Origin of the sequence: Halobacillus amylolyticus, assembly GCF_022921115.1 — a bacterium.
Lineage (GTDB): Bacteria > Bacillota > Bacilli > Bacillales > Halobacillaceae > Halobacillus_A > Halobacillus_A amylolyticus.
This window is the reverse complement of the sequence record NZ_CP095075.1, coordinates 487753-501150: the sequence shown is the minus strand read 5'-3', so window position 1 is coordinate 501150 and position 13398 is coordinate 487753. Positions and strand designations below refer to the sequence as shown.

General features: G+C 39.8%; 16 protein-coding genes and 1 pseudogene. 4 read left to right on the top strand and 13 right to left on the bottom strand.

All coding sequences use genetic code 11. The annotated features are described in order from the left end of the window. Positions 1 to 78 precede the first annotated feature (78 nt). From MUO15_RS02680 to MUO15_RS02655, 6 genes are all read right to left on the bottom strand, one after another. Positions 79 to 1053 (bottom strand): YpdA family putative bacillithiol disulfide reductase, encoded by a 975-nt coding sequence (locus MUO15_RS02680; protein WP_245033243.1) that lies wholly within the window; start codon positions 1051 to 1053, stop codon positions 79 to 81. 81 nt (positions 1054 to 1134) lie between these two features. Beyond that, the gene (locus MUO15_RS02675) at positions 1135 to 2406 is read right to left on the bottom strand and encodes a Glu/Leu/Phe/Val family dehydrogenase (RefSeq protein WP_245033242.1); all 1272 of its coding nucleotides are present in this window, start codon (positions 2404 to 2406) and stop codon (positions 1135 to 1137) included. 133 nt (positions 2407 to 2539) lie between these two features. Further along, a complete protein-coding gene (locus MUO15_RS02670) occupies positions 2540 to 3478 on the bottom strand; it encodes a D-alanine--D-alanine ligase (protein WP_245033241.1) in 939 nt (312 codons plus the stop codon). 141 nt (positions 3479 to 3619) lie between these two features. Continuing rightward, positions 3620 to 4204 (bottom strand): genetic competence negative regulator, encoded by a 585-nt coding sequence (locus MUO15_RS02665; RefSeq protein ID WP_245033240.1) that lies wholly within the window; start codon positions 4202 to 4204, stop codon positions 3620 to 3622. A 130-nt stretch (positions 4205 to 4334) separates the two neighbouring features. After that, entirely contained in the window at positions 4335 to 5081 is a 747-nt protein-coding gene (locus tag MUO15_RS02660; protein ID WP_245033239.1) for a metallophosphoesterase, read from the bottom strand. A 75-nt stretch (positions 5082 to 5156) separates the two neighbouring features. Further along, the gene (locus MUO15_RS02655) at positions 5157 to 5789 is read right to left on the bottom strand and encodes a CBS domain-containing protein (protein ID WP_245033238.1); all 633 of its coding nucleotides are present in this window, start codon (positions 5787 to 5789) and stop codon (positions 5157 to 5159) included. Positions 5790 to 5889: 100 nt separating this feature from the next. On the opposite strand from MUO15_RS02655, the gene MUO15_RS02650 reads away from it, so the two are divergent. The 3 genes from MUO15_RS02650 to MUO15_RS02640 are packed head-to-tail and all read left to right on the top strand — an operon-like array spanning position 5890 to position 7007. Continuing rightward, entirely contained in the window at positions 5890 to 6150 is a 261-nt protein-coding gene (locus MUO15_RS02650; RefSeq protein ID WP_396266310.1) for a spore coat associated protein CotJA, read from the top strand. Further along, a complete protein-coding gene (locus MUO15_RS02645; RefSeq protein ID WP_245033236.1) occupies positions 6147 to 6416 on the top strand; it encodes a spore coat protein CotJB in 270 nt (89 codons plus the stop codon). The genes MUO15_RS02650 and MUO15_RS02645 overlap by 4 nt, the downstream gene beginning before the upstream one ends. Positions 6417 to 6437: 21 nt before the next feature. Then, positions 6438 to 7007 carry a manganese catalase family protein gene (locus MUO15_RS02640; protein WP_245033235.1) on the top strand — a complete coding sequence of 190 codons (570 nt, stop codon included), beginning with the start codon at positions 6438 to 6440 and terminating at the stop codon, positions 7005 to 7007. 38 nt (positions 7008 to 7045) lie between these two features. On the opposite strand, the gene MUO15_RS02635 is transcribed toward MUO15_RS02640, so the two are convergent. Genes MUO15_RS02635 through MUO15_RS02620 form a run of 4 tightly spaced genes read right to left on the bottom strand, consistent with a single transcriptional unit; the run spans position 7046 to position 10544 of the window. Further along, entirely contained in the window at positions 7046 to 7372 is a 327-nt protein-coding gene (locus tag MUO15_RS02635; protein ID WP_245033234.1) for a hypothetical protein, read from the bottom strand. A 10-nt stretch (positions 7373 to 7382) separates the two neighbouring features. After that, positions 7383 to 7961 carry a CPBP family intramembrane glutamic endopeptidase gene (locus MUO15_RS02630; protein ID WP_245033233.1) on the bottom strand — a complete coding sequence of 193 codons (579 nt, stop codon included), beginning with the start codon at positions 7959 to 7961 and terminating at the stop codon, positions 7383 to 7385. Continuing rightward, complete coding sequence (locus MUO15_RS02625) at positions 7952 to 9487, bottom strand: RecQ family ATP-dependent DNA helicase (protein ID WP_245033232.1); 1536 nt, start codon at positions 9485 to 9487, stop codon at positions 7952 to 7954. The genes MUO15_RS02630 and MUO15_RS02625 overlap by 10 nt, the downstream gene beginning before the upstream one ends. Beyond that, on the bottom strand, positions 9474 to 10544 hold the full coding sequence (locus MUO15_RS02620) for a YpbB family protein (RefSeq protein ID WP_245033231.1): 1071 nt from the start codon (positions 10542 to 10544) through the stop codon (positions 9474 to 9476). The genes MUO15_RS02625 and MUO15_RS02620 overlap by 14 nt, the downstream gene beginning before the upstream one ends. Before the next feature lie 139 nt (positions 10545 to 10683). Here MUO15_RS02620 and MUO15_RS02615 point away from each other — a divergent pair, with 139 nt between their 5' ends. Beyond that, entirely contained in the window at positions 10684 to 10932 is a 249-nt protein-coding gene (locus MUO15_RS02615; protein ID WP_245033230.1) for a ferredoxin, read from the top strand. Positions 10933 to 10966: 34 nt separating this feature from the next. Here MUO15_RS02615 and MUO15_RS02610 read toward each other — a convergent pair. The 3 genes and pseudogenes from MUO15_RS02610 to sigX all read right to left on the bottom strand — a co-directional run bounded on the left by MUO15_RS02610 (position 10967) and on the right by sigX (position 13269). After that, positions 10967 to 11414: pseudogene (locus MUO15_RS02610) on the bottom strand (helix-turn-helix transcriptional regulator). A 183-nt stretch (positions 11415 to 11597) separates the two neighbouring features. Further along, on the bottom strand, positions 11598 to 12743 hold the full coding sequence (locus MUO15_RS02605; RefSeq protein ID WP_245033229.1) for a hypothetical protein: 1146 nt from the start codon (positions 12741 to 12743) through the stop codon (positions 11598 to 11600). Further along, positions 12733 to 13269, bottom strand: a complete 537-nt coding sequence (sigX, locus tag MUO15_RS02600) for an RNA polymerase sigma factor SigX (RefSeq protein WP_245033228.1) — start codon at positions 13267 to 13269, stop codon at positions 12733 to 12735. Before sigX ends, MUO15_RS02605 begins: the two co-directional genes overlap by 11 nt. Between the last annotated feature and the right edge of the window lie 129 nt (positions 13270 to 13398).

Sequence of the window (13398 nt, the reverse complement as noted above, 5' to 3'; positions counted from 1 at the left end):
CCAGTTGGTTACCTGAGGCCACCTACGCTCGTGCTAATCAATAAAACAGGCTCATGGAACAACTCCATGAGCCTGTTTTTACTTTTGAGAAATATCTTTTGCAATTTGCTCACCATGAAAACGACCATTTTCGATGAAAATTTCATTATTATTGTACCCTGCTGCGATTACGCCGGCAATATAAATACCAGGCACATTCGTCTCCATCGTTTGTTCATTAAATGATGGACGCCCAGTCTCTTCATCCATTGTTACACCCATCTCCGTTAAGAAGTGGTGATCGGGGCGATAGCCAGTCATTGCAAAAACGAAGTCATTTTTGATTCGTATTTCTTCTCCTTTACACTCATACACTACTTCGTGGCGTGTTATTTCCCTTACACTCGCACAGAAATCCATGTGAACAATTCCTTTTCTAACTAGTGCTTCAAACTGTGGAAGGATCCATGGTTTAATACTCTTCGAATAATCTTCTCCTCGATAAAGGACCGTCACCTTTGCTCCTGCTTTCACTAATTCAAGAGCAGCATCTGCTGCGGAGTTCTTACCGCCAATAATCGCAATCTCTTTATCATAATAAGGATGTGCTTCTTTAAAGTAATGCATAACCTTGTCCAGCTCTTCACCCTTTACATTCATGTAGTTCGGCTGATCGTAATATCCTGTGGCTGCAATCACATATTCTGTGAAATATTCGCATTCTTCCCCTGTATTCTTCGTTGTGGTTAACACATATCCTTTTTCCTGCTTTTCAACAGCATCTACTTTTTCAAAAGCTTGAATTCTTAATTGCTCTCGTCCAGCTACCGCCCGATAATAGGCAAGCGCCTCATTTCGTACCGGTTTTTGCCGCTCCGTAATAAAAGGAATCTGGCCGATTTCAAGCTTCTCGCTCGAACTGAAAAAAGTTTGATGTGTAGGGTAATGATAGATTGAATTTACTACGCTTCCCTTTTCAATTAGTAATGAATCAATGCCGTGCTTTTTAAGCTCAATGGCAGCACTCATCCCACAAGGGCCCGCTCCAATGATAATCACCTTTTCTTGTTGCACTCTTGTCACTCCTCTTTGCTCACTTACAAACGAAAATCTCCTACCATATGAATGATAGGAGATTTAATAAGTGGAATCAACTTATATCCATCCGCGAAACCTTGAAGCTTCAGCCATTTTGCGAACACCAACCATATAGGCGGCAAGTCTCATGTCAACTTTCCGATTCTCAGCTGTTCGATAGACGTTTGCAAAGCCCTTAACAATAACTTTATGAAGCTTCTCTTCCACTTCGTCTTCCGTCCAATAATACCCTTGATTATTTTGAACCCATTCAAAGTACGAAACAGTCACACCGCCTGCTGAAGCTAGTACATCGGGAACAAGCAGAATCCCCCTGTCTGAGAGAATACGTGTCGCTTCTAGCGTTGTTGGCCCATTTGCCGCTTCTACTATGATCGATGCTTTAATACTGTTTGCGTTTTTCTCCGTAATTTGATTCTCAATGGCTGCAGGAACTAATATATCACAATCAAGTTCAAGTAATTCTTCATTTGTAATCGTGTTTTTAAACAGGTTGGTCACCGTGCCAAAACTATCACGACGATCAAGTAAGTATTCAATATCTAGCCCGTCGGGATCATGCAGGCCACCATACGCATCAGAAATACCGATTACCTTAGCGCCTTTATCGTGCATAAATTTAGCAAGAAAACTGCCGGCATTACCGAATCCTTGCACAACTACACGCGCCCCTTCAATGTCAATCCCTTTCTGCTTAGCCGCTTCGTCAATACAGATGGTAACCCCTTTTGCAGTAGCTGTTTCCCTACCGTGTGAACCACCTAATACAATCGGCTTCCCTGTAATAAAACCAGGGTTATTAAATTCGTCAATCCGGCTGTATTCATCCATCATCCAAGCCATGATTTGAGAATTCGTAAATACGTCCGGTGCTGGAATATCTTTTGTAGGGCCAACTATTTGGCTGATTGCTCGAACATAGCCTCGGCTGATTCCCTCAAGCTCCCTAAAGGACATCTCGCGCGGATCACAGACAATTCCACCTTTTCCGCCTCCATATGGCAAATCGACGATTCCTGCCTTTAAGCTCATCCAAATCGACAGCGCTTTAACTTCCTTTTCAGAAACATTTGGATGAAAACGAACGCCGCCTTTGGTCGGTCCTACAGCATCATTGTGCTGCGCTCTGTAGCCTGTGAAAATTTCTATTGAGTCATCATCCATTCGCACGGGGATTCTTACCGTCATCATGCGAACAGGTTCTTTTAAAAGATCATAAACTTCATTTGGATACCCTAGTTTATCAAGTGCTTTTTTGATTACCGTCTGTGTAGACTTTAATACATCAAATTGTTCGTTCGTTTCATTTGCACCATTATCGGCTACCATGCATTTACCTCCTATATCAAACCATTCACTTCGGGTCGTCTTTCAGTCAATAGTATACACGTTAGATACTATTATGCAAAGCAAAATAAGGTCATATCATGCGGAATTCTCCGCTATTTGTAAGCGATTTCATTCATTTTCTTTTATTTTCAAAAGAAAGCATAACGAACTGTTCAATTAGATCATCATAACTCCAGCCAATCACCTGGGCTGAATCAGGAAATAGACTCGTAGGTGTCATGCCTGGGAGAGTGTTTACTTCAAGAATGATCGTCTCTTGCTTGTCGTTTATAATGAAATCAACGCGGGAGTACACATCACAGCCTAACAATCGATGTGCTTGCACAGCTTCAGCACTCAGTTTTTCTGTTAAGGCCTTCCCAATTTCAGCTGGTACAATATGCTCACTTCCACCCGGTTGATATTTGGAGTCAAAATCATAGTAATCATTTTTAGGAATGATTTCAATGACAGGAAGCGCCCTTTCATCTCCCTGACTTCCTACAACAGGAACAGTTACCTCTCTTCCACCAACATAGTCTTCAACTAAAATGACTGAATCAGAATTTAAAGCCATTTGGATTGCTGGCACTATTTGTTTATCCTCTTTTACAATTGTCAAACCAAGTGTTGACCCTTCTTGGTTCGGTTTAATGACAAAAGGAAGTGTAAAAGAAGAACGTATATCTGAGGCGATTTCCTCGTGATCGTTATGATGAGTTCTATGATAGGTTTTACTCTTAGCTGTTAAAATACCATTGTTTGCAAATATTTGTTTTGATTTCGCTTTATCCATAGCCAATGCCGAAGCTAGGACTCCAGAACCCACATAAGGAATCTCAAGCATATCCAGTAATCCTTGTACTTTGCCATCTTCCCCATGTTTTCCGTGTAATCCAAGGAAAACAAGATCCACCTTTAATGATAAAATCTCATCAAGCTTTTCTGGTGTGAAGTCTATATCAACGACATCATGACCTTTATTTTTTAATGCTTGAATAATCCCTTTCCCCGTAGAAAGTGACACCTCACGTTCTCCTGATGTACCACCATATAGAACCGCAATCTTCATTCATGTACACTCCATTTCTGAAAAATGACTATAATCATCAACTATTCCTTTAATATCTTAACATGTTCACTTGTCTGCTTCTATTTAAAATCAAATAAAAAGAACGAAGCCATGAATAGCATTCGTTCGTATTAAACCAGATCAATTAGAAAAATAGGTATATATATTTTGCATGGCATCATTTTTCATAATCACCTTGCCATACTCAATTAGCCTGTGAGAAGTTACAGCTGAAGCGGACGCAAATTCAGACAATAATGCAATCACTTGTTCCGTGTCAAGATGAACGATCACTTCATCATCCAACACCATATAGTAATTGGTGTTATAAGAGTAAACATCCCCACCAAATACACCCAGACGATACAAATGCAATCCTGCTTGTATGATATCCTCGAAATCATCAAAGGAAAATATCATTTCGTTACTTTCATCTAATGTTACTTTCATTTCGATATAATCTTCATCTTCCTCAATATCTTCATTTTCTGCTCTTGTAACGACCACTAACATCCCTTGAGCTTGAAGTAAATATACTTGGACGAGGAGAACTCCGTTAAGCTCAACACCCAGCTCGATGCCAGCATCGTACATCATATCGCTAAACACGCGATGTACTCTTGGAAGGTCTTCCCATAATTCATCACGGGTTAAACCTCTGTCCATTAAATCATCAAAGGTCAAAAATATTTTGAACTTTTCATTGGACATTCTTTCTACTCGCATGTGATCGCCCCCCCTTGTTTATGGATACCTTTTATCTATATCTTATGATACCTGCTTTAATTATGGCACTTTTTTTAGCATTATATCCATGATTTAGCTCTAGGGCAATAGATAATCACCTATTCAAAGATTAGCAGGGCAAGAGCTTAATCAAATGAACCTCTGGTGTCGTCCCTAATCTCATGGGAATTAAAGACGTTCCATATCCTTCGCTATTTAAGAAAGCAGCCTTATGGTACTTCCCCCAAAAACCGCGAGAATAAGGCCCCTGGCCAAAAATCCTGATTTGGCCACCATGGGTATGCCCGGTTAAGATTAAATCATATGGATTGTATGTGTCCACTGAGAACTCCTTTAAGAGGGATGGCTCGTGAATAACTAATATGTTTACACTGTTTTCAGGAATACATGCAGGGATAGATGGCTCATTAAAATAAGGGTCGATCCCGCTAAGAGTGAGTCCTTTACCATTAAGATTTATCCATTGATTTGAAAGAACTTTAATCCCTTCATGTTTGAGAAGCGATAATATAGGCTGTGGTTTAAATTCGTGATCATTGTTCCCAGCAACAAAATAAATCGGCACATTCCAACTATGTAACAGCTTAATATTAGCTGAAAGCCTACTTGAAGAAACACGACGGTCTGCCAAATCCCCGCCTATTATAACAGTATCGACCTCGTCACTGATGTTAGCAATTGTTTGTTGATTGATCAAGCGGTTATGAATGTCCGAAATAAAAAAGATCGTATGGGATTTTTCTATGGGAACTGTAAGGGAATGTGTACTGATCTTATCAGAAACAGCTGTACGGAACATTTTTACCAACAACCATACAACAACTACAATAGCACTTGCAATCATGCGCACGTTCATCCACACCTCTTTCTGAAGTAAACTTTATCATACCACAACAAAAAGCCACTATGTGTCAAACACATAGTGGCTTTTTTAAACTTCCTTAACACTTAGTATACGAAAGCCCATTTTCTCCAATTTTTTCGTGAATTGATCAATATTATCTTTCTTTTCAATCTTTAAAACAATGCGCCTTGCCAACTTGTCTGTCTCATCAAAAGTAGCCAAAGAAATGACATTCTCGTGATAACTCTTAATGATGTCACCTAAGCGTTCAATTCGCCCTTCTGACTCTTCTGACGTAAAGGCAATCCTAATACCTTTTTTCTTCACACCGAAGGCACTTTCAAACTGTTCAATTACATCGTAACGAGTAATTAGGCCTTTAAAATGCTGGGCTTCGTCAACAACGGCTAGCACCGGAAATCCTTTAAATGATGGCAAGGTATGTTCAAAAACCTCTTCGTCATGGATAGAAAGATCTCTATACAGGGCAACATCACCTGCTGTATTTTCATTTAAAAATAAATTTTTTTCTTGGTCACTTTCAAAAAAGGCATGGTATATAATCTCCTTTGAGATCATCCCGATAAATTTTTGACCGTCCAGTACAGGCATAGCATGTAAGTTCTTGGTGTTCAAACGATCTAAGACTTCTCCCAATCCTTCATCCTTCTTGGCTGTGAACGATTTATGCACAGGTTTCATAATACTTTTTACAAACATAAACTCCCTCCTCGTAGATCTTTATCACTTCTATAATATTTCGGTTAAAAGGCCTCATTTTCCTGCTTGTCCAGTTGAATAATACACTTTCTTTGTACATATGGTGTGTAGATTGATAATTGAAGAAAGTAAGGTGATAAGAATGTACACACCTGTAAAATGTTACAAACCTTATCATAGTCCATATGACCCTTGCCCGCCAACTAAACAAAAATGTTACCAAACACCACCAAACCTCTACTTGAACTATCAACCACCAGGGCTTCAGCAATATCCACTTAATGAAGCATTATATCGCGGCACCCTTTGGCCATGCCTGTACGACTCCTACCCTAGTAATGAGAAAGGAGAAAAAGGATGAGCGAAAAAGCACCCGAAAGTCCAAACCGTTATCAGTTGATGGAGCAAATTCAAAAAGTGGATTTCGCCCTTGTTGAATTGACCTTGTATTTAGATACCCACCCTGATGATATGAATCAGATCCAACAATTCAATCATTTGGCTTATGAAAGTAAACTGTTAAAGCAACAGTATGAACAGTACTTCGGACCCTTAAGGCAATATGGAGAAAGTTACTCTGGCTACCCATGGAATTGGGGGGAAGGTCCTTGGCCATGGCAGCTTTAATTCATTTGAAGGGGGAAAATTATGTGGTATTATGAGAAAAAATTGCAGTACCCTGTAAAAGTTAGTGAATGTAATCCAAGATTAGCTAAATTTTTGATTGAACAATATGGAGGAGCGGATGGAGAACTTTCCGCTGCCCTTCGTTACTTAAATCAACGATACACCATTCCAGATCATGTTATCGGTTTGCTGACCGATATCGGTACAGAAGAATTTGCTCACCTCGAAATGATAGCAGCTATGATTTATAAGTTAACGAAAGATGCAACTCCGGAACAAATGAAGGAAGCAGGGCTCGGTGCTCATTATGCCAATCATGACAAGGCACTATTTTACCATAATGCAGCAGGTGCTCCCTGGACAGCTACGTACATTCAAGCAAAAGGCGATCCGATCGCTGATCTATATGAAGATATTGCAGCAGAGGAAAAAGCCCGTGCTACCTATCAATGGATCATAAATATGTCTGACGATCCTTTTTTAAACGACAGTCTTAAATTCTTGCGGGAGAGAGAGATCGTTCATTCACAAAGGTTTATGGAAGCGGTAGAAATATTAAAAGATAAACGTGATAAAAAGCAGATTTTCTAAACAAGCGCGTCTAAGAATGACGCGCTTGTTTTTCTTAATCAAGGAGTTGATGCTTTCCTTTGAATTGTTATTTCTTCATGATAATGCGGTGCATCCGATCCGTCCAAATTGCGGGTTTCATCAAACCAGACATCCCAGTATTGATAAGAGAAGAAAAAAAGGATTATTAGAACAAATAACAGGACTAAAAATCGCAACCAGATCCTGCTGAGTTTCCACTTGTTTTGAGCCTGCTCCTTTTTGTGCACCTCATTTCTCGGTGGAAGTTGTAAAACATTCACTTCTTTCTCTTCGGGAAACTTTTGACGATCAGCATACTTTCTTAACTGTAATGCTTGATCTTTCCGATGGTCTTCTTGAGTCATAACAATGTCCTCACTTCCTTACACGTATTGAGAGTGCTAATATAAAGTCAATTAAAAAATGCGACGTAATTGTAACAGATAAACTATGTGTCAGCTCGTACATATAGCCAATTAAAAAACTCACACATAATACAGACACGAATAGGACAACCTTTGTTAAATACCTAAAATGTATGACCGCAAACACCAAACTTGCAATAATATATCCGAATTCCGTCTGGATAGCTCCACGAAAAAGCATTTCTTCGGAAAATGCAATAATCAAGGTTAAGAAAAAAATTTTAGTAAGCGGTTGATTTTTGAATACCTTTTCATTAATGCCTCCATCATCATAGAAACGTTTAGGCAAACTAGCCATTAGTACAAAATCAATAGCCAGTACGACCACGGCAGGCAAAATACCATAGAACAACCATTCATTAAAAGTCAAAGTGAATAATTGCTGCCAGTCCGAAAAAAACGCATCAAATAGAAAGACACTTAAGGCAATGGCGAATAGAAAAATAAAAAGCTGTGTATAAACAAGGTGTTTCGTCACTTCCCGATCTGACATTTGTTTAATCAGTTGTGCTTGATCAGTTAATCGCATGAGGCTGCCCCTTGGTGAAATATCTTTTCCAAGCGTTCCTTCCAGCCGGAATATACGGGACGTCTAGTATCTATTTCAAGGAGCATCTCAGAGATAATGAAACCACAATAACTGCAGCAGGGAACGTCAGGAGTTCTGCATAACTTTTGAAAAGAAGCATAAAGCATCTTCCGTTTACAGCCTGGATGGTGAAGCCAATTCAGCATCTCCTGGAGCTTTTGTTTTTTATACGTCCAGCGCTGTTGTACAATCAACCGGATTCTTTCCTCTGCTTGTTTCCACATCTTTTTAGTGCCAGTGACTGAATCTGGAGATAATAAATTCTCCTGCTCAAGCTGGTATTTAAAAAAGTTCCACTGTGATTCAGAAAGCTGAAGCTGCTCTGCCATGTCATCATTACTCAAAAGCACTTCTCCCTTACCCACAAATGAATAAATGGATCGAAGCACTCTTGAGACATCCTCAAGTTCAGGCAATTCACTTTGTATGAACAACTGCGGTAAATAATGATCAGCTGGTGTGTATAACATAAGGCTAGCACAAGGCTTTCCATCACGACCTGCCCGACCAACTTCCTGTATAAACGATTCTAGTTGAGAAGGAAAATGATAATGGATGACTCTTCGAATGTTCGGCTTATCCACGCCCATCCCGAAAGCACTTGTACAACAAATCACATCTACCTGATCATTCATAAACTGTTGTTGAACGAGAAGCCGGTCCATCTGCTCCATTCCACCGTGATAAAAGGCTACTCTTTGATCTAACTTACCTTTTAATTCTTGCGAAATTCGTTCTGCTGATTGGCGACTGGAAAAATAGATCATGGTTGGGGCTTTTCTGTTAGCCAATAGCTCGATGATCCGTTGCAACTTATCATCAGGATGATCATATTCTTCTACAGCGAAGCTCATGTTTACTTTGTCCATTGGGTAAATATGTGCAGTCATATCAGGACGATCCAGCTGTTGTTTTATATCTGCTTGAACTTCTGGTGTTGCCGTTGCACTTAGGGCTAACACGGTGGGGTGATTAAGCAGCTCGATTGTTTCCTTCAATTTTAAGTAGTCTGTTCTAAATTCATGGCCCCACTGGGAGATACAGTGCGCCTCATCGATAACGAAAAGATCAACCTTCTGTTTCTTCAACTGTTGCTGAACCCACTCATTTTGCAGCATTTCCGGTGAGAGATAGATGAGTGAATACTGCTGAAGATTGCCCATCATTGTTCGCCTTTCTCTTTGATCCATAAAACTATTCAGCGAAATAACAGACTTAAATCCAGTTGCTTTCAGTTGCTTCACTTGATCCACCATTAAAGAAATTAAGGGGGATACAACTATTGTCGTTCCGGAAGAAAGCAATGCAGGCAACTGAAAACAAATGGACTTTCCTGTTCCTGTAGGCAGTATTCCTAATACATCCACCCCCTTCATAACCTCTTCAATAATCTCCTGTTGCCCTTCCCTAAACTGGCGATAACCAAAGTGTTCATAAAGCTTCTGCTTTAAATCAGGATGTTGCATATGGCGTTGGCTCCTTTTGTGCGTGCTGTTCCTTTGCTAATACTAACCGTAACTCGAAATAGCTAAAGTGTCCCTCTAATGATTCGTAGATCTTTTTCAAACGCTTCGTCTGAAGGGTTTCAGCTGAATCGATAATTCTCTTTTCGTCCCCTTCGCTAATAAAAGGACGAATTGAGAAGTTGGGTACAACTAATGCTGCTTCGACGACGTGATCCTGAATCGTACTCATTTTTAATTGCCTTTTCGCTGCAATGTCTTCTACGCAAAATCCACGCTCCAAATATTGATAGGTTCTTTTCGCTGATTGCGTGATAAGATTTGAAGATGACAAGCCCTCAAGACAACGGGCTAACTCTGGATAGCAGGAGGGACTATCCTTGGTTTGATGGTATAAGAAGTAGGAGACATGTGACAATAGAATGTCGACGTCCTCTACACTAATATTGTGATCGAGTGCCAATTGACCCCTTGTCTCCCCAACAATGCTTTCCCCAGTTAATCGACTTGTAAATAATTCTGCCTCTAAACGTGTCAACTGGTTAAGTAATGTGGCCAACTCCAGATATAACTGTGCCTCAACGTCTTTTATTCTTCCTTTATTCACCACATATTGTTTTTTTACCCATTGCTGAACCTTAAGCTGCTCCACAATGGGTAAAAACGATGGGTTCTCCATGGACATATGAGTAACCGTTTGAACAAACAATTGCAAACGATCTTGAAATTCTCTTACATTCCCCTGTTCGGCCATACCTGAAAAATACTTTGGGGGTGGTCCCTCGTAGTTGGCCATATAATCGCGGCCTTTCTTTATAAGGACAGCAAACTGTTTATTTTCTATACTAATAAGTTGCTCATTAGCTGCACGTTTAGTAGATGCCTCTAAGACTTGCCTTGAAAGACTAGGATAAATGCCAAAGTACTGATCTAATTTATAGGAACGTGCATCCTGCAATGTTTGGGAAGATCGTTTCCCCTTTAGCAAATGAAAGATCCCTGATATCGTCCGCTCCCCATTCATTTGCAGCACACACTCTAAAATAATATATAAAAACAAGTGAGACTCTCACTCCCCTTCTTATCTATTGAAAAGTTAACACACACATCTTACAATAACTATGTACGAGTTTTTCTCTTAACCATTTGACCCTCTACGAAAATTCTTCATGAGGTGACATTCGAAGGAGGTTCATTTCTTGGCAAAGTTTACAATTGTTGATCAAGATACATGCATTGCTTGCGGGGCATGCGGTGCTGCCGCTCCAGATATATTTGATTATGATGATGAAGGGCTCGCCTACGCGCTACTTGATGATAATGAGGGGATTAAAGAAGTTCCTGAAATTTATGAAGAGGATATGGAAGATGCATATGATGGCTGCCCAACAGATTCTATTAAGATAGCTGAGCAATCTTTTGAGGGAGACCCCCTTAAATATGAATAAAATCATTCCCTTCTCCCGAGCAGAAGGGAATTTTTTAATCATTCGTTGTAAGCTGACGATACCGAAACAGTGCCTCTTCCTTATTAAAACTTGAGTACCAGCGGTAACCATGCTCATCAATAATTCGAAAATGCATTCTGTTGCAATTTATACTGACCTATTTCTTCTGCAGTTGTCCACCACATTTTCCCGCCTATTGTCTTTCCTTTTGGCAGGTCAATTTGTTCGTGAGCAATTGTTTCTATAATTTCAAGAGGGGAGTCTCCTAACATACTTCCTATAACTTCACTTTCTTGAAATAGAGCACAAACCGCCGCTACTATGGTTGTCCAGTTTGCATGTGTTCTCTCTTTCTCTATTTGAACAAGTGTCTTCTTCGACACCCCGAGGATAGTAGCCATACGATTCTGGGTATATCCATACTCGACGCGGATTAATTTGATTTTTTTTGACACTTGTTCCATCAAAACCTCTCTGTCCATACCATCGTCTCCTCATTAGCATGTCCTTATTTTATCATGGGCGCCTCCATTATTCTATCGAAAATACCTTGAGAACAGCACAAAAGCGTGGGGGCACTACGTTAGAAACGAGGAAGGACTGGGTTAATAAACGTATCCATCTTAAAAACGCGAAAGAACCCCTGCTTATGGCAAGGGTTCCTATTATTGGTCAGCTGGTATAGGGTTTAGTCCTTTAGGTGTTTCAATGGATTCATTCAGCTGGTAAGGACCAAGCTTTCCGATCGATGTATTTTCAAATACGACTTGATCATAACCAAAATGACGAGCGGTAATCAGAATCGATTCTATACCTGTCAGCATCTCTTGTTTGTCAAAATGCTTAGGATTATTAAGTTCAATTACGAGCCTTCTTCCTTCTTCATGTGAGGACTGAATCTTGACTTCAGATGGAATAGGTGATTTCACCTGCGGATTTTCCTCGTCCTTTTTTAATTCTTCTAAAGCATCGCTTATTGAAAGACCTTGGGTTATAGAGATAGGTACGAAAAAGAAGGTATCTTTAGAGGCTGATTCGAGCACTTTAAAAATAAAGCTTTCTTCTTTTATCGTTGACAATGACGTGACGTTTCCATAACTGCCTAACGAAACTGGTGCTCCCTCTTCCGTCTGTAGTAAAATGTTATCAATATCGTAAGGTTCAACAGCCCACTTAATGCTATTTACAATTGTTGTAGTCATCGCATTCCCGCCGCTTACTGTAAAGTCATTCGGAAATGTGACTCTTGCTTCCCTCGCTTCTTTGTTAATCGAAATATCAATATTTTCTAGAAAGCTTTTCGATAATCCAAGCTGTTCCGCATTTATTGTTTGATTTTCTTCACCTTCTTCAGTTGCTATCATCGTCAGAGGGACGATATGTTGAGCATTTTTATCAGCTACAGCTAAAGGCTTCATCTCATTTGTAATTTCTTCTACAAGCATGCTAGTCAATTGTTCACTCGTTTGACCCACATCCCCTTGCCTGATATCAGCAGGAAAATTTTCTGGACTACTTGAACTTTCATGATTGTCTTGAGTCAAAGTCTGATTTTCAGTAAAAGACTCAGGTGTATTCAAAGCTCCATCTTGCATGGAATAAAGTGAAAAAGGTACAACAATCGCTAAAATTAGCAAGACCATGATAGAGGCGAGACCAGGCACAAGCCATCTCGGGCGCGAGTTCCTCTGTTGAGGACTCTCCTCAGGAAGCTGACGGTAATACTCTGCCTTCTTTTTTTTATCTTTAATGTCCGGGAACTCATGCAGCATCTTTTCTAAACGTTCATTCTGTTCATCATTATGCTTCATGGTCGTCGCCCTCCTCCCTTGCCTGTAATCGTTTTTTCAAAGCCTGCATCCCTCTATGTTGTGTAGTCTTCACCTTACTTTCACTGAACTGGAGGATAGCAGCGGTTTCCTGTATAGACATTCCTTGAATATACCTCAATATGATGACACTTTTTTGATCTAACGTACATTGATCAAGTGCTTCATAAACTTCCCTCATTTGATCATTCAACTCAACGATTTCCTCAGGTAAAGCCTCGTCATCCTTCAATGATTCTCCTTTTTCTTGCCAGTTAAAAAAGTCCATGATTTTCTTACGTTTTCTTCCTTGCTTGCGAAAATAGTCAATTGCCACATGACGTGCAATGGAGAACAACCACGTTTTTTCACTGCTTCTGCCATCAAAAGATTGGTACGATTGAAGCACTTTTATATAAACCTCCTGTGTTAAATCTTCAGCTGCTTGACGGTTTTTAACCATATAATAAATAAATTGAAATAGATCTCGATGATACTTATCATAAAATTCATCAAAGAACGGTTTCACACTTTGAACCTCCCCGTTCATTCATATTGTCGGTTATGTAGATAAAAAAGTTACACTTCCTTATCATAATACGGATAATTAAAAATGAAAAACAATAACAGGGCATTAAGAAGAGCGCAAAAATTTATA

What these genes read in the sequence shown, in the direction of transcription:
- MUO15_RS02675 (WP_245033242.1), bottom strand. Translation starts at nt 2,406, where the DNA reads ATGGTAGCCGATAATGGTGCAAATGAAACGAACGAACAATTTGATGTA.
- MUO15_RS02670 (WP_245033241.1), bottom strand. Translation starts at nt 3,478, where the DNA reads ATGAAGATTGCGGTTCTATATGGTGGTACATCAGGAGAACGTGAGGTG.
- MUO15_RS02665 (WP_245033240.1), bottom strand. Translation starts at nt 4,204, where the DNA reads ATGCGAGTAGAAAGAATGTCCAATGAAAAGTTCAAAATATTTTTGACC.
- MUO15_RS02660 (WP_245033239.1), bottom strand. Translation starts at nt 5,081, where the DNA reads ATGAACGTGCGCATGATTGCAAGTGCTATTGTAGTTGTTGTATGGTTG.
- MUO15_RS02655 (WP_245033238.1), bottom strand. Translation starts at nt 5,789, where the DNA reads ATGTTTGTAAAAAGTATTATGAAACCTGTGCATAAATCGTTCACAGCC.
- MUO15_RS02650 (WP_396266310.1), top strand. Translation starts at nt 5,890, where the DNA reads ATGGTGTGTAGATTGATAATTGAAGAAAGTAAGGTGATAAGAATGTAC.
- MUO15_RS02645 (WP_245033236.1), top strand. Translation starts at nt 6,147, where the DNA reads ATGAGCGAAAAAGCACCCGAAAGTCCAAACCGTTATCAGTTGATGGAG.
- MUO15_RS02640 (WP_245033235.1), top strand. Translation starts at nt 6,438, where the DNA reads ATGTGGTATTATGAGAAAAAATTGCAGTACCCTGTAAAAGTTAGTGAA.
- MUO15_RS02635 (WP_245033234.1), bottom strand. Translation starts at nt 7,372, where the DNA reads ATGACTCAAGAAGACCATCGGAAAGATCAAGCATTACAGTTAAGAAAG.
- MUO15_RS02630 (WP_245033233.1), bottom strand. Translation starts at nt 7,961, where the DNA reads ATGCGATTAACTGATCAAGCACAACTGATTAAACAAATGTCAGATCGG.
- MUO15_RS02625 (WP_245033232.1), bottom strand. Translation starts at nt 9,487, where the DNA reads ATGCAACATCCTGATTTAAAGCAGAAGCTTTATGAACACTTTGGTTAT.
- MUO15_RS02605 (WP_245033229.1), bottom strand. Translation starts at nt 12,743, where the DNA reads ATGAAGCATAATGATGAACAGAATGAACGTTTAGAAAAGATGCTGCAT.